The following is a 24,070-nucleotide window of genomic DNA, read 5'->3' on the forward strand; positions in this document are numbered from 1 at the left end:
ACATTACAAATTATTTCTGCACCGAAAAGGAGTTATGGCACACTGCCTTTTCACATTGATAAATCATCTCCGTCGCCGCCTGCGGCGGGAACATGCCTGAGATTAAATAATATGAAATGGCTTTGTGTGGTGAGTATGTTGTCCGGTCTGGCCATCAGCCCGGTTTTTGCGCAGGAAAGCGCCGTAATCCAGGGCGTTAATGCTCAGCAGCGCGACGCCTTTGTCAGCAACCTGCTGAAACAGATGACGCTGGCCGAAAAAATCGGTCAGTTGCGCTTAATCAGCGTCGGGCCGGATAACCCGAAAGAGGCGATCCGCGACGGCATCAGCAAGGGGCAGATTGGCGCCATCTTCAATACCGTTACCCGACCGGATATTCGCGCCATGCAGGATCAGGCTATGCAGCTCAGCCGCCTGAAAATTCCGTTGTTCTTTGCCTACGATGTCGTGCACGGCCAACGCACCGTGTTCCCGATCAGCCTCGGGCTGGCGGCCAGTTTTGATCTCGAAGCCATCGCCCTCAGTGGCCGGGTATCGGCACAGGAGGCCAGTGATGACGGTCTGAACATGACATTCTCGCCGATGGTCGATATTACCCGCGATCCCCGCTGGGGCCGAGTTTCGGAAGGTTTTGGTGAAGATACCTGGTTGGTATCCAAAATTGCCAAAGTGATGGTGGATGCCTATCAAAACGGCGACCCATCCAAGCCCGGATCAATCATGGCCAGCGTGAAGCATTTCGCGTTGTACGGTGCCACCGAGGGTGGCCGTGATTACAATACCGTCGATATGAGTCCACTGAGAATGTACCAGGACTACCTGCCACCTTATAAGGCCGCGGTTGATGCCGGTAGCGGCGGAGTGATGGTCTCGCTCAACTCGGTGAACGGTATTCCGGCCACCGCTAACCCTTGGCTGCTGAAAGATTTGCTGCGCGATCAGTGGGGCTTTAAGGGCATTACCATCAGCGACCACGGCGCGATTAAGGAACTGATCAAACACGGCGTAGCCGCCGACGCGCGCGATGCGGTGCGCCTGGCAATCACTTCCGGCGTCGATATGAGCATGAGCGACGAGTATTACGACCAATACCTGCCGGGGCTGGTCAAAGACGGGCTGGTATCGGAAAGCGACATCGATCGCGCCTGCCGCGACGTGCTGAACACCAAATATGATATGGGCCTGTTTAAAGACCCTTACACCCACCTTGGCCCGGTCGGTTCTGATCCGAAAGACACCAATGCCGAAAGCCGTTTGCACCGCGCTGAAGCGCGCGTGATTGCGCGTAAGACCATGGTGTTGCTGAAGAATGATAAGCAGACGCTACCGCTCAGCAAGCAGGCGACCATTGCGCTGGTCGGGCCGATGGCCGACAGCCAGCGTGACGTGATGGGCAGTTGGTCGGCGGCCGGGGTGATTAAACAGTCGGTCACCCTGCGCGAAGGGCTGGAACGTGCGGTGGGTGACAAGGCGAAAATCCTCTATGCGAAGGGGGCCAACGTCACTCAGGACAAGAGCATTATCGACTACCTGAACGAGTATGAGCCGGCGGTAACGTTTGATACCCGCTCGCCGCAGCAGATGATCGATGAGGCTGTGCAGGCAGCGAAGAAAGCCGATGTGGTGGTAGCGGTGGTGGGTGAATCGCAGGGGATGGCGCACGAAGCTTCAAGCCGTGCTGACATTACCATTCCACAAAGCCAGCGTGACCTGATCGCCGCGCTGAAGGCGACCGGTAAACCGTTGGTGCTGGTGCTGATGAACGGTCGACCGCTGGCGCTGAGCTGGGAAAGCCAACAGGCGGATGCGATGCTGGAAACCTGGTACAGCGGCACCGAGGGCGGTAATGCGGTGGCCGACGTGCTGTTTGGCGACTACAACCCGTCGGGTAAGTTGCCGATGACCTTCCCGCGTTCGGTCGGGCAGATCCCGATGTACTACAACCATCTCAATACTGGCCGTCCGTTTGGCAAGGAAAACCCGGGCAAATACACTTCCCGCTACTTTGACTCACCGAATGGCCCGTTGTATCCGTTTGGTTATGGCCTGAGCTACACCAGCTTTAGCCTGTCGGGTCTGAAACTTTCCAGTCCGACGATGGCGCGCAACGGCAAGATAACTGCCAGCGTCACGCTCAAGAACACCGGTAAATATGATGGTGCCACCGTGGTGCAGTTGTATTTGCAGGACGTGACTGCTTCGGTCAGCCGCCCGGTGAAAGAGCTGCGTAACTTTAAAAAGGTGATGTTGAAAGCGGGGCAGTCGCAGACCGTTGAGCTGCCTATTACCGAAGAGGATCTCAAGTTCTATAACGCCAGCCTGAAATGGGGCGCGGAACCGGGCAAGTTTAACGTGTTTGTCGGCCTGGACTCTGACGACGTACAGGCGCAGAGCTTTACGCTGAAGTAATATCTAATGACCCTCTCTCGCTGCGGTGGGAGAGGGTTTTGTTGGCATTACCATGCCAACATTTCTTGTTTATCGGGTGTTGGATATCGTGCTGATGGGGCGCGTGCGTTACGTGGGGTTGTTCCGTTCTCCCTCGGCGCAGGATCAGTAACTGGCTAAACAGGGGCGGGGGATACTGCGGGAACAGGGATTTTTACCTGCCAACGTAATAAATTAGTGGCTTATTAAGCTGGCAGGTTGTGAAGCTAATTACAGCTTCTTCAGCAGTTGCAACAGTTGCTCTTCACTCTTTTCTGCCAGCCCGTCGATCGCCAGCTTGATGATATCGGAACGGGTAATGCGCACCACGCCGTTGCGTGCTGCCTGCACAATGATTTCATCAATGGCGTCGACGTGGTTATCGGTCAGGCTGACCGAAATAGCTTTATAAGTGCGTTTGCGGCCCTGCGGTTTGGCTTCCGGGGCGGGAGCCAGCAGGGTGTGCGAAGTGGCGCTGTTGATGAATTCGTCTTCCGACATGCGCTGGGTTGGGGGGCGTTTTTTCACAGGATCACCTCCTTCACCAGGCTTTCGATTTCCGCCTGCGCTTTTAGGTTATTCGCCTCATGCACGGTGATGGCTTCGCCCCAGGCATCGCGGTAAATCTTGCGGTCGCACAGACGGTGACTGACCAGCGTCAACTCCGGATATTCGCTAAGCACCTGAGCCGCTTCATTGGCTTCATTGATGAAGATATTGGTCGGGCACATGTTCAGCACAATGTAGCCTTTCACCTTCTCGTTATATTCCTGTGCCGTGGCAAACATTTCTGACAGATAACCGACGGTGTCCAGATCCATCTGTGATGGGCGTAGGGGGGAAAGGAACAAATCGGCGGCCAGCAGGCCGGAACGCAGCTCGGCGCTGTCGCGACCGGCGGTATCGACAATCACGTAATCGTAATGGCGATCCAGTTCCAACAGGGTCTCTTTGATTTTGCCTGAGGCAGCCACCACCGGGATATGCGGCAGGCCTTCGACATTCTGACGGTCGTTGTACCAGGTCATGATTGATTTCTGATCGTCAGCATCAACGATGATGGCGGTTTTGCCCTGTTTGAGGATCAGATATCCGGCGATATTGACCGCCTTGGTCGATTTCCCTACGCCACCTTTTTGCGAACCAATCAAAACAATCATGCTGCCATCTCTCAATTTATTAAGTTGATAACTTATTAAGCTAGCAACTTGTTGGGTTGGTAATTAAACAAGTTAGCAATAACAACGCTTGAACAATATGCACCAACGGCGGCGGCTTGCCAAGCCAGTATGCGGTTAACTTTACAGCTTATTTTGCTGGCAACTTAATAGCCGGGTAAGTAAGAATGCTCTGGGAAGTGATCGTGCGGAGGGAGTTTTTTTAATTTAGCAGCTCAATAACTTATTAAGCTGCTAATGATGAAGGGGCGGCAAAGGTTACTTTTTCAACATCGACTTCAGATTGGCGAACGGGTTATGGGTAGCTACCCCGACGTCTTTTTGCGCGTCTTCACCGGCAATTACCGTGGAGCCGTACTGATCGGCTTCAGTGTATTTGGAGTGCTCATGGTCGTGACAATACAGGCACAGCATTTCCCAGTTGCTGCCGTCCTCCGGGTTGTTGCTGTGGTCGTGATCGATATGGTGAACCGTCAGTTCGCGCAGGTTGGAGTAAACAAACTCGCGCGAGCAACGCCCGCAGACCCAGGGAAAGATTTTCAATGCTTTTTCGCGGTAGCCGGTCTCCAGCCTCGCGTAGTTTTTGGGAATATATGCCATGGTGTGTGCCCGTCGGGTGATAACAATAATGGGTAAATAATACCACAACGCGTCGGATTACAGCGTGCGGCACATTACCGCCTGCTGCAGTTTCGACTATTTGAAGGCTTCCACCGCCCAATCGATAAACACCCGCAGCTTGGCGCTTAGGTGGCGGTTGGAAGGATTGACCACATACATCTGTTCCGAGGGGGTTGCCAGTCGTTCACCGAGGAAGGTGCCGAGCAGGCCAATTGGCAGAAACTCGGTGGTGACCATCACAAAGCAGGCGACCGCCAGTGAGAAAATCGTCAGCCAGGCTGACGGTGCAGGTTTATCATTGTTATTCAGCATAATACCGCTTGTCCCAGGTCAAGTTGTAAACCGCGCGCTGGGCGCGGAGTGACAGAGAACACAATTTATGCAGGCAATGGCGGCGGATAAATCCGTTTGCGATAGTTACACTGTTTCTGTGGAGGAATAATCACGCGAGGCAAGTAAAACGGCGGTCGGCAGCCAATCGGCAGGCCAAATGCTTAATGGGCATAAGCTTGGGTGACGGACACAGCAAGCTGTGCCCGAACCCGATTCATAATCCCGGCGCTTTCCACATCGAAGTGGTCAGGCCATGGTCTACCAGCGTTAGCTGGTCTGCATAGACCTGCTGCCAGGTTTCTTTTTGCCGTTGGTACCGTTCATGATTGGCCATATTCGGCTGATACTCACGCTCCCAACGCACCAGTTTTTCGCCGGTTTGGGCCAGCGACTCATACAACCCGGCCCCCACTCCCGCAGCAATCGCGCAGCCCAGCGCAGTGGCTTCTTTTACCACTGGCACGCGTACCGTCAGGCCAGTCACGTCACTGAGAATTTGGCTCCACAGCTTGCCCTTCGAACCACCACCAGCGAACACCAGTGAACGTGCCTGTACGCCGGAGAAACGGGCGATCTGCTCCAGATTGCAAGCCGAAACAATCGCTGCATTCTCTTCCAGTGCACGAAACAGTGTTTGTTTATTGCAGCGTTCCGGATCGAGCGACAGGTTAATAAACGAAGGTGCGGCGTGGTACCAGGTCTTGAAATGCATGGCATCGGAGAAGATTGGCATCACTCCGTAGGCCCCTGGGGGGACACGCGCTGCCATCTCTTCCATCAGGCTGTAGGCATCCACGCCCAGCCGTTCCGCCATCAACTTTTCTTCGGCGCAGAAGGCGTCGCGGAACCAGCGCATGGTTAATCCGGTGAAGAAGCTGATCGACTCTGCCTGCGCCATACCAGGGATCACATGCGGATTGATACGGATATTCATCTCCGGATCGGTAGCCGGCTCTGGCAGATTGACGATTTGTTGCCAGAAGGTGCCACCCAATACCGCAGTTTGCCCTGCATGCACTATCCCCAGCCCCAGACTGCCCAACTGCACATCGCCGCCGCCCATCACGACCGGCGTACCGCGTAGCAGGCCACTTTGTTGGGCCGCCTGTTCGGTAACCTGCCCCAGTACGCTGCCGGTTTCTTTCACCGGCGACAGCATATCGGCGCGCAGCCCAGCCATGTCGAGCAACGCCGGTCGCCAGTCACGGCTGACCAGGTCCAGCATGCCGGTAGTCCCGGCGTTGGAAGGATCGACCGCCAGTTCACCGCTTAGCATATTCGCCAGCCAGTCGCTGATCATGGTCAGCGTTGCGGCCTGACGATAAATGTCCGGCCGATGATGCGCCAACCACAGCAGGCGCGGCATGGCGCTTAACGCCAGCGTTTGGCCTGAATATTGGTACACCTCACGTTCGAAATTATGGTTATGCAGCTCCTTCAGCTCGCTAACTTCCTCGCTGGCGCGGGCGTCAACGTTGGCGCAGGCCCAGATTGGCGTGCCGTCGCGATCGTAAAGCACTATGCCTTCACGCATCGAGCAACAGGCTATGGAACGGATCGCCTGACCAGAGAGACCGGCGTTCTGCAGCGCCTGGCGAATGCACTGACAGGTCAGTTGCCAGTTGTGGGCCAGATCAAACTCCATCGAGCCAGGTACCCCCGGCACCGCCAGATGTCGCCATTCCGCCTGGCCCTGGGCGATCTGATTGCCTGCCAGATCGAAGATGACCGCGCGAATGCTACCGGTGCCTGCGTCCAGTGCCATCAAATAGTTATCCATAGCTCACTCTCTCTGGGGGTGGGATCTTAACTATAGATGCGAGGCTCTTGGTGCTGGTGGGGGAAAGGGTGGGGCTGGCAGGATTTGTGAACTGTACTGCAAAATTGCCGTTGCGAGGGGTAAATCAGCGGGAATAAACCTATGGTTGGAAAGCACATTGATCGTCAAGGTGAAACAAGGAGCCGCCATGCACGTCACTCTGGTAGAAATTAACGTTAAACAAGACAAAATCGACGAATTTATTGAGGTGTTTCGCGCCAATCATCTGGGGGCGATCGAAGAACCGGGTAATCTGCGTTTTGACGTATTGCAGGATGAAACCATCCCGACGCGTTTTTATATCTATGAAGCTTACCGGGACGAGCAGGCGGTCGCCGCCCACAAAAAGACGCCGCACTATCTGCAATGCGTGGAAAAACTGGAAGCCTTGATGACCGGGCCACGCAAGAAAACTAGCTTTATCGGCCTGATGCCGGGTTAGGCCAGTACGTCAGGGTAATTTTGTTCAATACATTGCTTACTCGGGTCGTCAGTCTGGCATCTGTGAATTCTTTCTCAGGTGCCCGTAATGAATATTTATCTTTCGATGGCCGCTTTTGCGCTGGCCTCTTCCATCACTCCCGGTCCGGTCAATATCGTGGCGCTGAGCGCTGGGGCGCAATTTGGTTTTAGCGCCACCTTGCGGCATGTTTTTGGTGCCACGCTGGGTTTTACCCTGCTATTGATTCTGATTGGGCTGGGGTTGAACCAGTTACTGACGCTGTGGCCGGTGCTGACTCAGGTGATCCAATGGGCGGGTATCGCCTTTTTACTGTTTATGGCTTATCAATTGGCCTTTGGCGATGGACGACTGGGTAACGGCAGTCAGTCGCAAGCCCCCTCGTTCTGGTATGGCGCCTTGCTGCAATGGCTTAACCCTAAAGCCTGGCTGGCGTCGGTGGCCAGTCTGGGGGCGTTTGTCGCCGACGGTGACCGGTTGTTGCTATGGCAGTTCGCGGTGATTTATTTTGTCATCTGCTATGTCTCGGTGGCCTGCTGGGCCTACACCGGCGCGATGCTGACCGGTGTATTGCAACAGGCTCGCAATGTGCAGCGTTTTAATCGTTTGATGGCGTTGCTGTTGGCGGTCAGCGCCTGTTATTTGCTGGCCGACGGCGTTTAGCGCGGATTTTGGTACTGGCCGGGGGTGACGGCCAGTAGCTGTTTGAAGGTGCGTTGAAAGTGCGCCTGGTCGGCAAAGCCGCTTTCGCTGGCGGCCGCGGCGATCGGATAGCCCCGTTTCAGCAGCCGATGGCCGAACTGAATACGCTGATTGACCAGGTAGGCGTGCGGCGTCATGTCGTAACGCCGCTTAAAGGCGCGGATTAAGTAAGAGGGTGAGAGTGCTGCCGCCTGGCAGATAGCTTCCAGCGTCAGTGGTTGGGTGCAATGTTGGCTGATAAAGGTTGCCGCCGCCTTGAGTCTCGGATGCTCGGCTTCGGCTGCTGATAGGCGAACATCGCCCTGACAGATTTGTAGCTCGGTGAAGTATTCCACCAGGGCGATCTGTTTTTCCAACTGGCAATGCTGCGGGTCGATCAGTAGGGCATACAGCCGATTCAGACCATCGAACAGGGGCGCGGCACGGCTCATTACCCGATCAAACGGAATAAAACCACCGTCGCCACCGACGATCTCCTGCTGCAGTTTACCCAGCCAGGTGGCATCAATATAAAACATGATGTATGACCAGCGCTGGTCACCGATGGGGTTGCAAGCGTGGGCCTGCTGCGGGTTAATTATCACCACGTCACCGGTGCTGACCTGCAGTTGTTGGTGGCCGTTAATATAAATGCTGGTGCCGCCGGTGATAGCCCCGATGGAGAAGATTTCATGGCTATGCAGGGCGTAACAAACTTTGCGGCCATCTTCAATGGCGCGAGCTTCCACAAAAGGGAGCTGCGGATCTCGCCAGAATTGCGGAGCGGTAGCGGTCATTAACTTTCCTTTCAGAGTCGGCAGGGCTAGCTTGTTATAGCGTAAAATGAACCTGAGAGGGAATGCGGATGATGATTTTCAATGTGTTTGGCCGCTTGCTGGGCGTAAAACGAGTAGGGACGCAATGGCAGTTATTTCGCGTGACGTTGCCGGAGCGTAAGTATGCGCGTAGCTACGATATCGTATTGCCAGATGAGTTAACCGAGGGAGAGATTGCCGGTTATTTGGGGGACATTTATCACGAGGAGGCGACTGAACACCATCCCGACGCCTTCAGGATTGAATAAACCCCGGCCACAGAGAAGTGACCGGGGGGCTTTTAATCTTCTTCGTTGCGGGCCATCAACTGGCGTTGATGTTCTTCGCTGGCTGCCTGGATCTCCTCCAGCACTGAACCGACATCGGCGCGTTTGTTGCTTTCGGCAAACTTGCCGGTCAACACGCTGGCCGGCGTCAGGTTGCCTTCCTGATATAGCGCCCAGATTTCTTTGGCGTATTTGCTACCCAGCAGTTCCGGCGCATACTGGCCGTAAAACTGCGACATGTTGTTGATATCACGTTCGAACATGCTTTTGGCGTGGTTGTTGGCAGCGGCATCCACCACCTGCGGCAGATCGATAATCACCGGCCCATCTTTGTCCATCAGCACGTTGAACTCCGACAAGTCACCATGTACCAGCCCGGCGCACAGCATGCGTACTGCGTAATTCATCATCAGTGCGTGATCGGCCCGCGCCTGCTCCGGCGTTAAGGTAACATCGCTCAGACGCGGGGCTACCAGGCCTTCTTCGTCGGTGATCAGTTCCATCAGCAGCACGCCATCCAGACAGATATCCGGCTGCGGCACGCGCACGCCCGCTTTGGCGAGCAGGTACAGCGCGTCAACCTCGGTGTTCTGCCAGGCTTCTTCCTGCTGCTGGCGACCGAATTTCGACCCTTTGCTCATGGCACGCGCATCGCGGCTATTACGCACCTTGCGGCCTTCCTGATAGTTCACGGCCTGCTTGAAGTTACGCTTGTCTGCTTCTTTGTAAACTTTGGCGCAGCGGATCTCTTCGCCGCAGCGCACGATAAAGACGTCGGCTTCTTTGCCACTTTTCAAACGACGAATGACGTCGTCGATTAAACCATCATCTACCAATGGCTGGAGTCGTTTTGGAATTTTCATGCAGCCTTGTACCCTATTTAGGCTCCGGTGTGAATGGTTTGCTAAGGTGTTGCCTCAATTTAGACCAGAAAGGCAAAATTTAGTTTGCCGCCGCTGCGACACATGGCCGCAACGGCGCACCTGCTACAGAGTTTCTGCCAGTACCCAAACGCTGACGCTGCCGCCGTTAACCGGGAAAGTGGCATTCCCCTGCTCGTCGGTGGTGACCTCATCCTGACGGTTACCGAGCAGGTCGCGCCAGTTTTTATGCGCCAGTTCAGTGCCCAGTGAAACCGCCTTGCCGCTTTCAGCCCCGTTGGTGAGCACCACTACGCAACCAGGGGCGTCGGCGGTACCGCTGCGGCTGAAGGCCACGCAGTTTTTATCATCAAAATAATCGGTTTGCACGCCGTTGGCAAAGCGTTGTCGCGCCTGAATCAACTTTTCCAGTTCAGGGATGACCGGCATATCAATCAGGTATTCCTGGCCGTCGCTGCCTTTATCCTTATAGCTGGCACCGAACAGGTCAGGATAGAACACGCAGGGCACGCCTTGTTCGCGCAACAGGATCAGGGCGTAGGCCAGCGGTTTGAACCAGGGTTCGACCGGTGCCTCCAGCGATTGTAGCGGTTGCGTGTCGTGGTTGGCGACCAGCGTGACCGAATGGGCCGGATCGGCCGCGGTCAAGGTGTCGGTGAATATCTGCGCCATGTCGAACCCGTCACCCTGTTTCGATGCCCGATGAAACTTCAGGTGCAAGGCTACGTCGAACAACATCACTTTGCCCTCGACCAGGTCAATATACTGCTGTAGCGCAGCCAGATCGTGTGACCAATATTCAGCGACAATAAACAGATCGCGCTGCGCGCTGTCGCGTACGTGGTCAGCCCACTCTTTAAAGAACCAGGCCGGAATGTGTTTGGCTGCGTCCAGGCGGAAACCGTCGCAGGGCAGGGTTTCAAGCAGCCAGCGTGCCCAGTATTTTAGTTCTTCCACTACCGCCGGGTTGCGAAATTCGACGTCCGCACCCATCAGATAATCATAATTGCCTTTTTCGTCGCCAACCTGGTCGTTCCAGCCGTCGTCACCGTAGTCATTGGCGATTTTGAACACGCCTTTTTCATCGGGCTGTTCAACGTAATCCACCCCGCCGAAACATTTGTAATCCCAAATGAATTTGGAATAGGCACCTTGTCTACCGGGGAAGGTGAAGCGGGTGTAGGCCAGGGCGTCGAAGCCCTGGTCATTAATATCGTTGCGGTTGTTGGCATCCGCCTTGTACACGTGCACCTGTTCTTTTTCGTCGGCACCGAGCTTATGGTTGAAAACCACGTCATAAATCACCCGCACGCCGTTGTCGCGAAGCGTATTCACGGCATTTGCCAACGCCTCTTTATCACCGTATTTGGTGGCGCGGCTGCCTTTTTGATCAAACTCACCCAGGTCGAACAGATCATAACTATCGTAACCTACCGAATAGCCGCCGGAAGCGCCCTTATAGGCGGGAGGCAGCCACAGATCGGTGATGCCCAGCTCGGCAATGTGCGCTGCGCGTTCGGCTGCCTCTGGCCATAACTGACCGCCATCCGGGTAATACCAATGGAAAAACTGCAGCAAGGTAGTTTTTTTCGTCATGAGCAAGCCGTCCTATTTGCCAGAAGGAGGTGCAGAATGAGCGGTGGCCCACCCCATACCGTTACAGCATGGGCTACTTTTGACAAAAGGGAAACTCGGTTTGAGAGGCTAATGGTGCCACCCTGAGAGGTTACCGCAAATTAGAGGGCGTTCATGCAGAACTGCACAGATTTATGCCTCGGCAATATCACCGCAACGCATCCTCGCCGCCGATAAAGCAGTCTTCATCCAGTGTCAAACTGGCAATCTTATGTACCGGTCCGAGCATACTGACTTGAAAGTCGCCACTGAAACTTATCTGCAGTAGGCCGCCTGGCATGTGGACGATAACCTTATCATCCACCTGATTCAGCTTGCGCATCACACTGGCCGCTGCACAACTGCTGCTGCCAGAGGCCATAGTAAAACCAGCACCCCGTTCCCAGATGCCAATGCGTAACGTATTGCGATCTATCACTTCAACCAACTGCACATTGGTTCGCTTGGGGAACAGTGGATGATGCTCGATCTGTGGCCCTAGCCGGTGAACCTGTGCCAAATCAAGCCGGGCGACCGGTACCACGCAGTGTGGGTTACCCATCGACACCAGAGACACGCTGAGGGTTTCCTCTGCTAATGAAAGCGGGTAGTTAAGTGCTTTGGGCAAATCGATCAGCGCCGGCAGCGCTGTTGGATTGAAATTGGCGCGGCCCATATCCACCTGAACTTGGTGTTTATCTTCGTTAACCTGGCAGCGCACATCACCACCTGCGGTATGTATCCAAAACGGCAGGTGATTGACTCGGCCTATATCGAAAAGATAACGGGCATAAATGCGCAGACCGTTGCCACTTTTCTCCGCTTCTGAGCCATCTGGATTAATGATGCGTAGCGTAGGGTTTATGCTGTCTCCGCTGTCGATCAGCAAACCGTCCGACCCAATACCGTAATGGCGGTGACACAAGATGCGTATTTGTTCGTTGGTCAGTTGTGTGGCGACAGAACGGTGGCACACCAGGTAATCATTACCCAGTCCGTGATATTTATGGAAAAGCAATGGCGTCATGGTATCTGTCAGATTTTGTTGTGGCAGGGAATCACAGATTACAACAGATTTTCGGCGGGACAATAAAACAAAAGGCAGCCAAGGCTGCCTCTTTGCATAATGGCTAACTCAGCAATTAATTGTAGATGATCGCAGTACCGTGCAGCTTGTTGTCACCGGTAGTTGAGATGATCTGGAATGATTTGGCGCCGGCTTCATCCGCTTTGGCAGCCAGTTTGTTTTCCAGGCTGGTCAGGTCGGAAGCACCGCTAACGGTAACCACCCCGGCTTTTTGCAGATCAGCCGGTTGAGCATTAACCAGTTCGGCGGCGAAACTACCGAATGAAGCAGAAGCCAGGGCGATGGCGGCAATGGTGATTTTCAGGTTTTTCATGGTCTTATTTCCTATCTTGGTATTCTGTACGATGTTTTTATTGGGGTCGTTAAATTAATTAACGATCGATAATTTAATGTTAGACGCCACTTCGGCGCTTTGCAAATATTTTTTTAGTGTTCGTTAATTAATTTTTTGTTCTCGTCGTTAACCGGAAGCATAACGGTCATTACCAGCCGGAAAGCTTAAATTTAACTTATTGTTATTTATAGATTACTGCGGTGCCATGCAGTTGATTGTTGCCACCGGCACCAATGATGCGGAATGATTTTGCACCGGCTGCATCTGCTTTGGCTGCCAAATCGGCTTCCAGCGAGCTGATATCGGAAGCACCGCTGACGGTGATCACGCCGAGTTTTTGCTGATCTGCCGGTTGGTTGTGAACCAAGTCAGCAGCGAAGCTACCGAAAGAAGCAGAGGCCAGTGCGATGGCGGTAAGAGTAATTTTTAAGTTTTTCATGATGTTAATTCCTATATCAGAAGCGTAAATTGGGTTGGTTAATCTTTGTCGTCATAATTACTTAACGATCGATAACTAAATGTTAATCGCTTCTCGACGGCAGCGCAATATTTTTTTATAATGATCGTTAATTTAATTACCAAGCCCTGCTGTGGAGCGGGATAAGAGAGGGGCTATGAGTATCAATGAAGAAGTCTGCGCCAAAAAAACGCGTGGCAGACCGAAGCAGTTTGATCGCGACCGTGCGCTGGACAGCGCGCTCGATCTGTTCTGGCGGCACGGTTATGACTCTACGTCGTTGGCCGATCTGGTAGAAGTCACCGGTGCCAAAGCACCAACGCTGTACGCCGAGTTCGGTAACAAGGAAGGGCTGTTTCGCGCGGCGGTGGAGCGATATCTGCAAAAATACACCACCTATACCAATCAATTGTTGGAGCGGGATTTGCCGATCGCGGAAATCGTTGAGGCTTATGTGCGCTCTTCAGCGGAAGTGTTTACCGATCCGGATACGCCGTCCGGCTGCTTTATGGTCTGTGCCTCTGCGGCGCTGTCTTCATCTTCCGATGAAGTAGCCGAGATGCTGCGTAAAAAACATCATTCGAATGAAGCCAGCCTGCGAGCCTGTTTTGACCGCAAGGTACAGCAGGGGGAGTTATTGGCGAAAACCGATACCGCACTGTTGGCGAAATATATCGTTTGTACCATTGAAGGGATGTCGGTTCAGGCACGTGAAGGGGCTAGCCGTGAGGATTTATATCGCTTGCTCGATGCGTTGATGCTGGTTTGGCCGCGTCTCAGCCAGGTGGGCAATAAGGTTTAGGGTAAGAAATTTGGCCAGAGGTCGCAGCGTTGCGGCCTCTATTGGTTTTGCGCTAAAACTACAGCCAAGGTGAGCCTGGCCACCGGGTTTTTTAACGCTTGTCGAGCTTCATGTGCAGCAGCGGGAAAGGATTGCCCTGACCGTCGAGTGCCGAACGGCCGGTAATTTCAAAACCGTAGTGGCGGTAAAAACCGCTGGCCTGCGGGTTCTGTTCATTAACATCCAACTGCAACTCATCATGTAGCGTTTCGGCGTGGGCCAGCAGCGCTCTGCCGACGCCTTTGCCACGCAGCTCCTCATCGATAAACAGCATTTCTACCTTATTACCGCTCAGCCCGATAAAACCGCAAGGATGACCGGATCGATCTTCTGCAACCCAAACGTCGACCGCCGGCAAATAGTCGTTAAGCACCAACGGGTAGAGTTGGGCGATATTCTCTTCGGTGAGAAAATGGTGGGTGGCGCGGACCGAACGCTGCCAAATCTCAGCCAGTTGCGCATTGTCTTGTGCTGCGCGTGCTCGGATAGTGATCATAGAAACTCCTGTGGTGATTTACTTATTTTAAACGCGACCCCAGAGTCTGGCGACAGTCAGCGCAATAAAAGTTTCTAGTTTGGGTGACTGCCGTCGTTCGGGCAGATAGACCATATGCCTCGATCTGCTACCGGAGTGGGCGTAGCAGCAGTTTGGTTTTTCTCCCGGCGTATTGCGGCAAAAACGGGTGCAGGCCGGTGTCAGTGGCGTAGGTAAAGTGTTGCGTGGCTCAATGCGTAACGGCTCCTATCAACGGGCGCTACGACGAATTAACAAAACCGTCGTAGCGCATTGACCATCACCGCAGGTTAGCGGGGAAATTTCCAGGCAGCTCGCTGGCGGGACAGTTAATCACCTGCTATTGAATGGCCCGCTGACTCAGGCCGAACGGGGGCGTTTTTATCGCGAGGTGATTACCGATCCTCTGCAGCAAGCTGATGCTGCGTGGAGTTTTACCACCTTTGACGCGGCGATACAGGCGATATGCCATGGGGTGGGACACGGCTGGCTGCCACAGAACCGGATCACCGGGCTGCTGGCCAGTGGTGAATTGCAGTCCTTGCCGCTTGCCGGGCAGCGGATCCGTGCCACGCCACTATATTTAATTTATGGAAACCCTCAGGGGTATTTTGATTTGACGACCAGAGCCATGGCGGAAATGATTACCAGTGCGGTGCAATCCGACGATCAATTAGCCAATAGCCCGAAATTTTGAGACTTTTACGGGTGATCCGGCCGCTAATGCGCTTTACACTGGGCCAAAGCCAATTCCTATTTTTTAGCGTGCAGCGTTATTCTGCGCCTTGACCCTATTTGAGGTTATATGAACGAGTTACACGTACTTGCTGAAGTCAGTAATGAGAACCAGACGCTGGTGGCGGTGGTTCAGCAAGATAGTCGGGCTGCCTATTTTTATATTTATCCTTCAGAAGAAAATAGCGAACGTTTCCAGGTGCGTGCCTGCTGGCTGCGTAATCTGGCGGCCGCGCCGCAGAAGGAAGACAGCGCGGCGCTGGCGCTGGGGCAGCCACCAATGCTGGCGGCTGAGTTTTGCCGCAATCTGGAGGGGGAAGCGCCACTGAACCCGGAAGGACTGATGGTGGTCTGGACGGAGAGCGACGACGGTGCAGCGCTGTGGTATTACGGCCAATTGCTGGCGGTGATCCCTGGCTGGAGCCTGTATATCGACCACTCGGTGTGCTACTCCGCCAGTTGCATTAAGGAAAGCCCATTGGCTTACCCGTTGGGATCCGCCTCCACCAATACCCAGTATGCGCTGGCGGAAAAAACCCGCCAGTTCTGGCGCAGTTGGCAGCGGGAAGAGGGTAACCCATGGCCAAAAATGCAGAACGACTATCAGGCGGTTTACGATCAGCATTTTGGCCCTTCGGTGAAATACTACGCGATCGATCAGGGCAAGTGGCCACCGATGGCTATCACCCAGCATGAGCGCGACGGCATCTACTATTTTCTTACCATGGGTGTCAGTATCCGCCCGATGCCGTGGGTAGAGATCCTGTTTAACGACGACGCCTCCCGTTATCGCCGCATGGAAATGGGCATCGCCATCGACGGTCAGTACATGACCGAGGAGAACGCTGTGCAGATGGCCAGCGCACTGGCCGGGTTCGCTCACGCGCCATGGGCTAAAATTACCTGGTTTGGCGAAGGTCATACTCTGGAGTCTGAGGTGGCACCACAGGGCTATGAGGGCTACGTGCTGTCCTCCTCGTTTTACCCCTATAATGAACATCTGAACCTGCCGAAACAGTATAGCGACCCGGTAAATGTTTTTTGGGCCAGCCCGGTTTTTGAAGCCGAGCGCCTGCTGGCGCACGCGACGCCGAATGGCGGTCACGATCTGGTGAGTAAGTTGCGTGAGCAGGGTGTTGACCATATCTTCCGCCCGCGCCAACCGATATGCTGATCGCCGATTAAATTTACGGGAGTTATCATGACGTCCGCTCTGTTAATTATAGATGTGCAGCAAGGGTTGTTTACGCCACCGCCGGCCGATGCCGAAGCGACGCTTGATCGTATTAACAGTTTGAGCAACGCTGCCCGTCGGGCCGGAGTTCCGGTGATTTTTATCCAGCACCAGACCCCGGACGATGAGCTGGCGTACGGCAGCGATGCCTGGCAGATTGACCGCCGTTTGCAGGTGAAAGACGGCGATCATCGGGTGGAGAAAACCACGCCGGACTCCTTCCTGCGGACCGGACTGGGACCGTTGCTGGTGGCTAATGGGGTTTCACACCTGGTGGTCTGCGGTTACTCCAGCGAGTTTTGCGTCGATACCACCACCCGTCGTGCCGCCGGGTTAGGCTACCCGGTGACGCTGGCCGCCGACGCCCATACCAGTCATGACAAAGCGCACGCCACTGGCATACAGATCCGTGCCCATCACAACGCCACGCTGTCGAATATTGAAAGCTTCGGCGTGTTGATCAACGCACTGCCGACGGCGGAAATTCACTTCTGATCGCCAGATAAAAAACGGGCCGGTCTATGTACCCGGCCCGTGAGCGTTATTTCAATCCCGCCCTGCGTGCTGCCACTTTGGCCAGCGCTGACCCGGGTAAATCCGGTGTTGATGCCGGCCCTGTTTGCAAGCCTGCCATCCCCCAGCGTGGTGTTCCGCGAACTGAGCGGCACCGGCAGCCCGGTACCCTATACGTTGGCGCTGAATTGGCAACCTGCGGTGATTGACAACCTGCATACCGGGGGATACCTTAAAAGCATGAATATACCGATGCAATCCACACTCAATCAGTCCTGGTGGCGCCTCTTCTGAAGGCGGCACGGGTATTCACACCTCTTTTCAATGCCGCCGGTTCTGGCGGCATTTTTATTGCGTTGATCCGGTGGTGTATTTACTTTCAGGAGCAAGGCAATGAGCTATACCATTCTGACCGGCGATCGTCCCACCGGGTCGCTGCATTTAGGCCACTACGTCGGATCACTGCGCCAGCGCGTTGAGCTGCAACAAAACCATCAGCAAACGGTGTTGGTGGCGGACCTGCAGGGGCTGACCGATAACGGCAACAATCCGCAAAAAATCAGCACCAACGTACTTAATCTGGTCGCCGACTATTTGGCGGTCGGTATAGATCCGCAGAAAACCACCCTTTGCCTGCAATCCGCGCTGCCGGCGCTGGCCGAACTGACGATGTATTATCTCAATCTGGTTAGCGTGGCGCGGCTGGAACGCAATCCGACGGTGAAAAGTGAAATCCTCGAAAAGGATTTTTCTCGCAGCCTGCCAGCCGGCTTTCTGGTCTACCCGGTTAGCCAGGCGGCGGACATTACCGCCTTTGGCGCCACTCACGTGCCGGTCGGCGACGACCAATTGCCGATGCTGGAGCAAACCAACGAGATCGTACGGCGTTTCAATCGCATCGTCGGCCGGCAGGTCTTGACGGAGTGCCAGCCGCTGTTAAGTAACGTCAGCCGCCTGCCGGGGCTGGACGGGCAGGGCAAGATGTCGAAGTCGCGCGGTAACACCATCACCTTGGGTGCCGACGCCGATCAGGTACATAAGGCGGTGATGAGCATGTTTACCGATCCTGAGCACTTGAATATCAACGATCCCGGCCGGGTGGAGGGCAATATGGTGTTCACCTATCTGGATGCCTTCTGTGACGATGCCGCGCTGGTGGCGGAGCTGAAAGCGCACTATCGCCGCGGTGGGTTGGGCGACATGAAAATCAAACGCCTGTTGGAGGATTGCCTGCAAAGTCTTCTGGAGCCGATCCGCACGCGCCGGGCGCAATACCTGGCCGATAAAGGCGAGCTGTTGAGCATTCTGCAACAGGGCACCCAACGTGCCGACCAGGTCAGTCGGCAAACGCTGGGGCAGGTGAAGGCAGCATTGGGGCTGGATTTCTTTACCCTCAATTGAATGTCAGCTCCTTTGTTGGGAGGGGCGTCAGGCGGCGCTGTCAACGATCGGGTGTTTAACCACGAAGATATACGACAGCGCGCCGATGACAGTAAAGCAGGAGCAGAGGGTAAGGGCCAGGCTGAAAGAGTGGGTGGTATCGAGGATCCAACCGGTGACCACTGGCGCGAACGAGGCAAAGATAAAGCTGGCGAAGTTTTGAATGCTGCCGACCGAAGCGGTCATGCGTGAATTCACCGCCACGTGGATCAGGCCCCAGCAGGAGGTACCGGCAAAGTGAATGCAAAACAGCGCCATGCCGATCAACAATACTGCGCTGTAGGTGGCGGTGGCCTGAGCGACCACGGCGGTAAAGGAAGCAGACAGCAACATACCGGCGACGATGCAAATTTTGCGACTTTTCAGCGGTGCCATGCCGCGACGCACCAAAAAGTCGGTGACGAAGCCGTTCGACAACATGCCGGCGGCGCCAAACAGGAACGGAATGGCACTCAGCAGCCCGGTGCTTTTCAGATCCAGATGGTAAGTGGTCTGCAGATAACCCGGCAGCCAGGCCAGGTACAGCCAGGCGGTGTAGTTAATGCCGCTGAAGCCAATCATCATGCCCCACATGGTACGGTTTCTGAATAGCGCACGCCATTCACGAAAGTTCATTGGTTCAGGTCGGGCGCTGACGCTACCGGCATTCAAATAAGCCTGTTCCTGAGCACTCAGGCTGACGTCCTGTCGGTTGCGGTACAGCATGTACCAGCCGATGGACAGTGCGATACCCAATACGCCGATGGTGATAAACATGCCGCGCCAGCCGAAGGCCAGCATCATGGCGGTGAGGATCGGTGGGCTGATCGCCAGCCCAATGGTCGATGCGGCATTAAAAATCCCCATCGGCATACCGCGATCCTTGATATTGAACCAGTCGTTGATCACCTTCACGCCGCAGGGGTTCATGGGAGCTTCGCCAATCCCTAGCCCGATACGTACCCAGATAAATTGGGTAAAGCTGTGGATCATGCCGGACAAAGTCTGGAATGCCGACCAGACAAACATGCCGATCCCCAGCATGATGCGTGGACCTTTACGATCCAGCAGCAGGCCGCAGGGCAATTGGGCGATGCCATAGGCCAGGGAGAATGCCGACAGTAACAGGCCGATTTCGGTACCGCTCAGCCCCATTTCTTGGCGGATGGTGGAGTTCGCCACCGAGAGCGAGCTGCGGTCAAGAAAGTTGATTATGGCGGCCAAAAATAACAGCAACATGGCCGTGGTTTGAATTTTTTTAATTCTGGCCGAACGAACCAGTATTCCCTCCGGCGGCATCGGAATTATGTGATCGGAATAGGGTTCATCCTGTTCTTTCCCGGTATTAATCGTATGACTTCTTTCCATTTCATCCTCCAGAATTTCGCATTAATAATATTTATTATTCCGGGTATTCCCCTGGGTGGTGTCTTAATGAAGGTATTAGCAGGTGGTCGGCAGTAAGCCTAGAGGGTGAAATATTTTAGGCGGTGGGTTTTGTTACGGTTCCGTGCGACAGCCAGTATTTTGCTGCTTTTTATCGGTTTTAAATGACGCCAGGGTGTTTTTTATCGATAAAAAACACTCTGTAGCTCAGGCGATGGTCTGATTAAGTGAGCGGATCATCGACTGTTTGGCAGTATCCAAATGACGGTGCAGCGCGTTGATGGCTTCCTGATCGTTACGGCAAATAAGCGCGCTGAGAATGGTCATGTGTTCTTCAATGGCAATGATATTACGCTGTTTAAGATCGGTCTCATCCCACTGATAATGGAAGTGGAAAATCACCGAAATGATCTCCAGCGACTGATTGAAAAAAGGGTTATTGGCGGCGGAGAGGATCAGCCGGTGGAAGTCGCGATCCAACTGGGAAAACAGGCGATAGTTGTCGCTGATGCTTTCCCGCAGTTGGCGGTGGCGGCTCAGCAACTCCTTGGCCTGCAGCCAGCGTGGGTCATGCGCCGGCAGATTGATAAAGTGGGACAGGGCGTGCGTTTCCAGCATCTGGCGCAGCTCAAACAGCTGTTCGGCATAACGCTGGTCAAACTGCTTCATCCGCCATTGCCCGCGCTTGATGCTGTCGATCAGATTGTAACGGCTAAAATGCAGCAGAAATTCCCGCACCACCACCGGGCTCACATTGACCGCGCGTGCCAATTGCAGCTCGCTGAAGCTGTCCCCGGCGCGCAGTTGTTTCTGATTAATCATCTGGTAGAACGCTTTTTCGAACCTTTTTCCCTGCTCGTCCAGAGAAGGGCTTTGGCAGTCGAAGCCGTCTTCCGGCTGGGGCTGGCGTAAAATCACATAGTCGTCCCCGACCTTTTCCAGCACGCCGCGTTGGAACAAATGCGTCAGCGTATGGCGCACCGTGGTGCGGCTGATATTGTACATTTCGGCCAGCGCGGCCTGGGACGGCAGCGGCGAGCGCAGGTGGTTATTGTTGATGCCATCAATCATTTGGTTAACCACGTTGTGCCGCAGGTTCTGGGTTCTGCTCATGCGAGCCTCGGATGTTTTTTATCTATTTAAAACCAATTTAAAGCGGTTTATTTTGTACTGCTTCACAGAATTTGCTTCCGACTTCATGCTTGTCGACGCTTTTATTTAATAACTGATCCCATAAATAAAGGGGAGGTTATGAAAACAATGAAAGTATTAGTTCTCGAACAACCAACGAAATTAATTTATCAGCAGCGTCCGGTACCTATTCCTGCGCAGGCCGAAGCGGTGATAAAAATGATTACCGTGGGTATTTGTGGCACGGATATTCACGCCTGGTCCGGTCAGCAACCTTTCTTTAGTTATCCGCGGGTTTTGGGCCATGAAATATGCGGCGAGATTGTCAGCCTGGGCAGTCAGACGGCCGGCTGGCAGGTCGGGCAGCGCGTGACGCTGATGCCCTACCTTGCCTGCCACCATTGCGGTGCCTGCCAGAGTGGCAAAACCAACTGCTGCGAGAATATTTCGGTGATTGGCGTACATCAGGACGGCGGCTTTTGCGAGTATCTCAGCGTGCCGGTCAGCAACCTGCTGGCGGTGGACGATGTGGCGCCAGAGGCCGCAGCCCTGATTGAGCCGTTTGCCATCAGCGCTCATGCGGTTCGCCGTGCGGCCATTGCGCCGGACGATCCGTTATTGGTAGTGGGGGCCGGGCCTATCGGCCTGGGGGTGGCGGCAATCGCCAAGGCTGACGGGGCGCAGGTGGTGGTGGTTGAAACCAGCGCCGAACGGCGGCGGCATGTCGAGCAGGTGCTGCAACTACCGACGCTCGACCCACAGGATGACCAGTTTGAAGCCCGGCTGTGCGGCCACTTTGGCGGTATGCTGGCGGCGAAAGTGATCGACGCCACCGGTAGCCGACAGGCGATGAACAATGCCGTCAACCTGATCCGTCACGGCGGCAGCATCGTTTTTGTTGGGCTGTTCAAGGGGGATTTGCAATTCTCGGACCCCGAGTTCCATAAAAAAGAAACCACCCTGATGGGCAGTCGCAATGCAACCGAAGAGGATTTCGCCAAGGTCGGCCGTTTGATGGCGGCAGGGGCGATCACCGCCCAAATGATGTTGTCCCACCATTTCGACTTCGACAGCCTGGCGCAGCATTATGAAGAACAGGTGATCAATAACAAGCAGTTAATTAAGGGCCTTATTCGCTTTTGACCTCTGCGGGGAATGGCGGTATTCGTCATTTCCCGGCCATAAAACCATCATCCCGTTGTCATAAAGTTATTCGTTAATAGGTGCCCATAATGATTAGCCACTGAAACCAGAGAAATCATATGGGTCAGGCACAGTTAAAATTAGCAACCACCGACTTTCCAGGGCAACAACCGCTATCATCCCGCAAGGTGTTATCGGTAAAAGGCCTGGGCAAAGCTTATAAATCACAGCAACGGGTGCTGGACGATATCAACTTCGACCTGCACGTTGGCGAGTTCGTGGCGGTGATCGGCCGTTCCGGCGCCGGTAAATCTACTCTGCTACACACCCTGAACGGCACTATTCCTTCGAGCTGCGGCGAGATGCTGCACTTTGAAGATGACGGTGTGGCACAGGACATCGCACAGCTGAGCGCCCGTCAAATGCGCCAGTGGCGTGCCCGTTGCGGCATGATCTTCCAGGACTTCTGCCTGGTACCGCGGCTGGACGTGATAACCAACGTGCTGTTGGGCCGCCTGAGCCACACTTCTACCCTGAAATCCTTCTTCAAACTGTTTGATGACGCCGACCGCGCCCGCGCCATCGAACTGTTGCAATGGCTCAACATGTTGCCGCATGCGCTGCAGCGCGCCGAGAACCTGTCCGGTGGCCAGATGCAACGCGTGGCGATCTGCCGTGCGCTGATGCAAAACCCCAAAATTCTGCTGGCCGATGAGCCGGTGGCATCACTCGATCCGAAAAACACCCGTCGCATTATGGATGCGCTGCAAAAAGTCAGTGAAAACGACATTGCGGTGATGGTGAATCTGCACTCGGTCGAACTGGTGAAAGAATATTGCACCCGGGTGATTGGTATTGCCCAGGGCAAAATTGTGTTTGACGGTCATCCGTCGCAACTGAACGAACGGATACTGCATCAGCTGTATGGCGAGGAAGCCAATCAAATCCATTGAGACTTTTGACAACATGGGGAAAAAGCGTGGTTTTTCCCTACTTTGTGGTTATCAGTCTGATTGAAACCCTTATTTTCACTTTTACCTTACACACAAGGCATCGTAATGAAAAAAGTATTGAGTCTGACCACCCTGATGGCCGGCGCGATGGTGGTATTTAACGCTACCGCAGCGGACGCGCCTAAAGTACTGAATCTGGGCATTCTCGGTGGGCAGAACGCCACCCAGCAAATTGGTGATAACCAATGCGTTAAACAGTTCCTGGACAAGGAGCTGAGCGTTGACACCAAGCTGCGCAACTCTTCCGACTATTCCGGCGTCATTCAGGGCCTGTTGGGCGGCAAAATTGACCTGGTGTTGAGCATGTCGCCGTCGTCGTTTGCCTCGGTGTACATCAAGGATCCGAAAGCGGTGGATATCGTCGGCATCGCGGTTGATGACGTCGACCAATCCCGTGGTTACCACTCGGTAGTGGTCGTTAAAGCCGGCAGCCCGTATAAAAAGCTGGAAGATCTGAAAGGCAAGGCCGTGGGCTTCGCCGATCCGGATTCTACTTCCGGCTTCCTGATCCCGAACCAGGAATTCAAGAAACTGTTTGGCGGCACGGTAGACAACAAATACAACAATACTTTCTCCAGCGTGACCTTCTCCGGTGGCCATGAGCAGGACGTTCTCGGTGTGCTGAACGGTCAGTTCGAAGGTGCAGTGACCTGGGCGTCGATGATCGGCGACTACAACACCGGCTACACCAGCGGCGCGTTCACCCGCATGATCCGTATGGATCACCCGGACCTGATGAAACAGATCCGCATTATCTGGCAGTCGTCGCTGATCCCGAACGGCCCAATCCTGGTGAGCAACGCACTGCCGGCAGAGTTCAAAGCCAAAGTCGTCACCGCGATCAAGAAGCTGGATAAGGACGATCACCAGTGCTTTATCAAAGCGATGGGCGGTAAGCAGCACATCGGCGACACCACTCTGGCGGAATACCAGAACATCATCGATATGAAGCGTGAGCTGACCAAAGGCGACCGTTAATGCTGCCGGGGCTTGGCCAGGCTGAGCCCCGCTGATTTCCTCACGTCGGAAGCCTATACCCAATAGATTTCATATCGCAGGTAGGCGGCAACTGAGTGAGCCCTCAGGAGCTTGGCTTCACCAAGTGACTGGGGTGAGTGACAAATCTGCCGGGAGCAGATTTGAACGC

The 24,070-nt window shown here is 54.4% G+C and carries 26 protein-coding genes and 2 pseudogenes; 14 read left to right on the forward strand and 14 right to left on the reverse strand.

Features of this window, described 5'->3' with window-relative positions; genetic code table 11:
- Positions 1-111: 111 nt before the first annotated feature.
- Positions 112-2,409: a beta-glucosidase BglX gene (gene bglX / locus ACUTSU_RS05935; RefSeq protein WP_445649929.1), complete on the forward strand. Its 2,298-nt coding sequence runs from the start codon at positions 112-114 to the stop codon at positions 2,407-2,409.
- Between the two features lie 249 nt (positions 2,410-2,658).
- Here bglX and ACUTSU_RS05940 read toward each other — a convergent pair whose 3' ends face one another.
- From ACUTSU_RS05940 to lsrK, 5 genes and pseudogenes are all read right to left on the reverse strand, one after another.
- A complete protein-coding gene (locus tag ACUTSU_RS05940; RefSeq protein WP_445649930.1) occupies positions 2,659-2,955 on the reverse strand; it encodes a hypothetical protein in 297 nt (98 codons plus the stop codon).
- A complete protein-coding gene (locus ACUTSU_RS05945; RefSeq protein ID WP_153857578.1) occupies positions 2,952-3,587 on the reverse strand; it encodes an AAA family ATPase in 636 nt (211 codons plus the stop codon). The genes ACUTSU_RS05940 and ACUTSU_RS05945 overlap by 4 nt, the downstream gene beginning before the upstream one ends.
- A gap of 276 nt (positions 3,588-3,863) precedes the next feature.
- Positions 3,864-4,205 (reverse strand): HNH nuclease YajD, encoded by a 342-nt coding sequence (gene yajD / locus ACUTSU_RS05950; RefSeq protein WP_004942039.1) that lies wholly within the window; start codon positions 4,203-4,205, stop codon positions 3,864-3,866.
- A gap of 96 nt (positions 4,206-4,301) precedes the next feature.
- Positions 4,302-4,420 (reverse strand): annotated as a pseudogene (locus ACUTSU_RS05955) (LysR family transcriptional regulator); the annotation flags it as partial.
- Positions 4,421-4,773: 353 nt separating this feature from the next.
- Positions 4,774-6,339 carry an autoinducer-2 kinase gene (gene lsrK / locus ACUTSU_RS05960; RefSeq protein ID WP_445653889.1) on the reverse strand — a complete coding sequence of 522 codons (1,566 nt, stop codon included), beginning with the start codon at positions 6,337-6,339 and terminating at the stop codon, positions 4,774-4,776.
- A 187-nt stretch (positions 6,340-6,526) separates the two neighbouring features.
- Between lsrK and lsrG the strand changes: the two genes are divergently transcribed.
- Together lsrG and ACUTSU_RS05970 are read left to right on the forward strand one after the other, a co-directional pair.
- Positions 6,527-6,820, forward strand: a complete 294-nt coding sequence (gene lsrG / locus ACUTSU_RS05965; RefSeq protein WP_012005816.1) for a (4S)-4-hydroxy-5-phosphonooxypentane-2,3-dione isomerase — start codon at positions 6,527-6,529, stop codon at positions 6,818-6,820.
- 87 nt (positions 6,821-6,907) lie between these two features.
- Positions 6,908-7,501, forward strand: a complete 594-nt coding sequence (locus tag ACUTSU_RS05970) for a LysE family translocator (protein WP_445653890.1) — start codon at positions 6,908-6,910, stop codon at positions 7,499-7,501.
- Here the strand turns inward: ACUTSU_RS05970 and ACUTSU_RS05975 are convergent.
- Positions 7,498-8,316: an AraC family transcriptional regulator gene (locus ACUTSU_RS05975; RefSeq protein WP_445653891.1), complete on the reverse strand. Its 819-nt coding sequence runs from the start codon at positions 8,314-8,316 to the stop codon at positions 7,498-7,500. The two genes, ACUTSU_RS05970 and ACUTSU_RS05975, sit on opposite strands and share 4 nt — an antisense overlap.
- Positions 8,317-8,384: 68 nt before the next feature.
- Between ACUTSU_RS05975 and ACUTSU_RS05980 the strand changes: the two genes are divergently transcribed.
- Entirely contained in the window at positions 8,385-8,603 is a 219-nt protein-coding gene (locus ACUTSU_RS05980) for a DUF7661 family protein (RefSeq protein ID WP_445649934.1), read from the forward strand.
- Between the two features lie 32 nt (positions 8,604-8,635).
- On the opposite strand, the gene ACUTSU_RS05985 is transcribed toward ACUTSU_RS05980, so the two are convergent.
- From ACUTSU_RS05985 to bhsA (ACUTSU_RS06005), 5 genes are all read right to left on the reverse strand, one after another.
- Entirely contained in the window at positions 8,636-9,484 is an 849-nt protein-coding gene (locus ACUTSU_RS05985; RefSeq protein WP_445649935.1) for a PA4780 family RIO1-like protein kinase, read from the reverse strand.
- Positions 9,485-9,607: 123 nt separating this feature from the next.
- Complete coding sequence (gene amyA / locus ACUTSU_RS05990; RefSeq protein WP_445649936.1) at positions 9,608-11,098, reverse strand: alpha-amylase; 1,491 nt, start codon at positions 11,096-11,098, stop codon at positions 9,608-9,610.
- A 187-nt stretch (positions 11,099-11,285) separates the two neighbouring features.
- Positions 11,286-12,143 carry a diaminopimelate epimerase gene (dapF, locus tag ACUTSU_RS05995; RefSeq protein ID WP_445653892.1) on the reverse strand — a complete coding sequence of 286 codons (858 nt, stop codon included), beginning with the start codon at positions 12,141-12,143 and terminating at the stop codon, positions 11,286-11,288.
- A gap of 115 nt (positions 12,144-12,258) precedes the next feature.
- Positions 12,259-12,516 carry a multiple stress resistance protein BhsA gene (bhsA, locus tag ACUTSU_RS06000; RefSeq protein ID WP_445649938.1) on the reverse strand — a complete coding sequence of 86 codons (258 nt, stop codon included), beginning with the start codon at positions 12,514-12,516 and terminating at the stop codon, positions 12,259-12,261.
- A 202-nt stretch (positions 12,517-12,718) separates the two neighbouring features.
- Positions 12,719-12,976, reverse strand: coding sequence for a multiple stress resistance protein BhsA (bhsA, locus tag ACUTSU_RS06005; RefSeq protein ID WP_445649939.1), 258 nt, complete (start codon positions 12,974-12,976; stop codon positions 12,719-12,721).
- Positions 12,977-13,151: 175 nt separating this feature from the next.
- Here bhsA (ACUTSU_RS06005) and ACUTSU_RS06010 point away from each other — a divergent pair, with 175 nt between their 5' ends.
- On the forward strand, positions 13,152-13,796 hold the full coding sequence (locus tag ACUTSU_RS06010; protein WP_445649940.1) for a TetR/AcrR family transcriptional regulator: 645 nt from the start codon (positions 13,152-13,154) through the stop codon (positions 13,794-13,796).
- A 91-nt stretch (positions 13,797-13,887) separates the two neighbouring features.
- Here ACUTSU_RS06010 and ACUTSU_RS06015 read toward each other — a convergent pair whose 3' ends face one another.
- On the reverse strand, positions 13,888-14,331 hold the full coding sequence (locus ACUTSU_RS06015; RefSeq protein WP_445653893.1) for an acetyltransferase: 444 nt from the start codon (positions 14,329-14,331) through the stop codon (positions 13,888-13,890).
- Positions 14,332-14,449: 118 nt separating this feature from the next.
- On the opposite strand from ACUTSU_RS06015, the pseudogene ACUTSU_RS06020 reads away from it, so the two are divergent.
- From ACUTSU_RS06020 to trpS, 6 genes and pseudogenes are all read left to right on the forward strand, one after another.
- Positions 14,450-14,626: pseudogene (locus ACUTSU_RS06020) on the forward strand (oxygenase MpaB family protein); the annotation flags it as partial.
- A 66-nt stretch (positions 14,627-14,692) separates the two neighbouring features.
- Positions 14,693-15,046, forward strand: coding sequence for a LysR substrate-binding domain-containing protein (locus ACUTSU_RS06025; protein ID WP_445649942.1), 354 nt, complete (start codon positions 14,693-14,695; stop codon positions 15,044-15,046).
- 108 nt (positions 15,047-15,154) lie between these two features.
- Positions 15,155-16,258, forward strand: a complete 1,104-nt coding sequence (locus ACUTSU_RS06030; RefSeq protein ID WP_445649943.1) for a suppressor of fused domain protein — start codon at positions 15,155-15,157, stop codon at positions 16,256-16,258.
- Positions 16,259-16,285: 27 nt separating this feature from the next.
- Positions 16,286-16,813 (forward strand): cysteine hydrolase family protein, encoded by a 528-nt coding sequence (locus tag ACUTSU_RS06035; RefSeq protein ID WP_445649944.1) that lies wholly within the window; start codon positions 16,286-16,288, stop codon positions 16,811-16,813.
- A gap of 39 nt (positions 16,814-16,852) precedes the next feature.
- Positions 16,853-17,125: a hypothetical protein gene (locus tag ACUTSU_RS06040; RefSeq protein WP_445649945.1), complete on the forward strand. Its 273-nt coding sequence runs from the start codon at positions 16,853-16,855 to the stop codon at positions 17,123-17,125.
- 99 nt (positions 17,126-17,224) lie between these two features.
- Positions 17,225-18,232 carry a tryptophan--tRNA ligase gene (trpS, locus tag ACUTSU_RS06045; protein WP_445649946.1) on the forward strand — a complete coding sequence of 336 codons (1,008 nt, stop codon included), beginning with the start codon at positions 17,225-17,227 and terminating at the stop codon, positions 18,230-18,232.
- 27 nt (positions 18,233-18,259) lie between these two features.
- On the opposite strand, the gene ACUTSU_RS06050 is transcribed toward trpS, so the two are convergent.
- Both ACUTSU_RS06050 and ACUTSU_RS06055 read right to left on the reverse strand, forming a co-directional pair.
- Positions 18,260-19,618 carry an MFS transporter gene (locus tag ACUTSU_RS06050; protein ID WP_445649947.1) on the reverse strand — a complete coding sequence of 453 codons (1,359 nt, stop codon included), beginning with the start codon at positions 19,616-19,618 and terminating at the stop codon, positions 18,260-18,262.
- Between the two features lie 225 nt (positions 19,619-19,843).
- The gene (locus ACUTSU_RS06055) at positions 19,844-20,749 is read right to left on the reverse strand and encodes a GntR family transcriptional regulator (RefSeq protein ID WP_445649948.1); all 906 of its coding nucleotides are present in this window, start codon (positions 20,747-20,749) and stop codon (positions 19,844-19,846) included.
- A gap of 138 nt (positions 20,750-20,887) precedes the next feature.
- On the opposite strand from ACUTSU_RS06055, the gene ACUTSU_RS06060 reads away from it, so the two are divergent.
- The 3 genes from ACUTSU_RS06060 (at position 20,888) to phnD (ending at position 23,901) form a co-directional block, all read left to right on the forward strand.
- Positions 20,888-21,910, forward strand: coding sequence for a zinc-binding alcohol dehydrogenase family protein (locus ACUTSU_RS06060; protein ID WP_445649949.1), 1,023 nt, complete (start codon positions 20,888-20,890; stop codon positions 21,908-21,910).
- A gap of 119 nt (positions 21,911-22,029) precedes the next feature.
- Positions 22,030-22,863 (forward strand): phosphonate ABC transporter ATP-binding protein, encoded by an 834-nt coding sequence (gene phnC, locus ACUTSU_RS06065; RefSeq protein WP_012005843.1) that lies wholly within the window; start codon positions 22,030-22,032, stop codon positions 22,861-22,863.
- Positions 22,864-22,968: 105 nt separating this feature from the next.
- Positions 22,969-23,901 carry a phosphonate ABC transporter substrate-binding protein gene (gene phnD, locus ACUTSU_RS06070; protein WP_445653894.1) on the forward strand — a complete coding sequence of 311 codons (933 nt, stop codon included), beginning with the start codon at positions 22,969-22,971 and terminating at the stop codon, positions 23,899-23,901.
- The last annotated feature ends 169 nt before the right edge of the window (positions 23,902-24,070 follow it).

It is taken from the genome of Serratia sp. NA_13 (genome assembly GCF_052691735.1).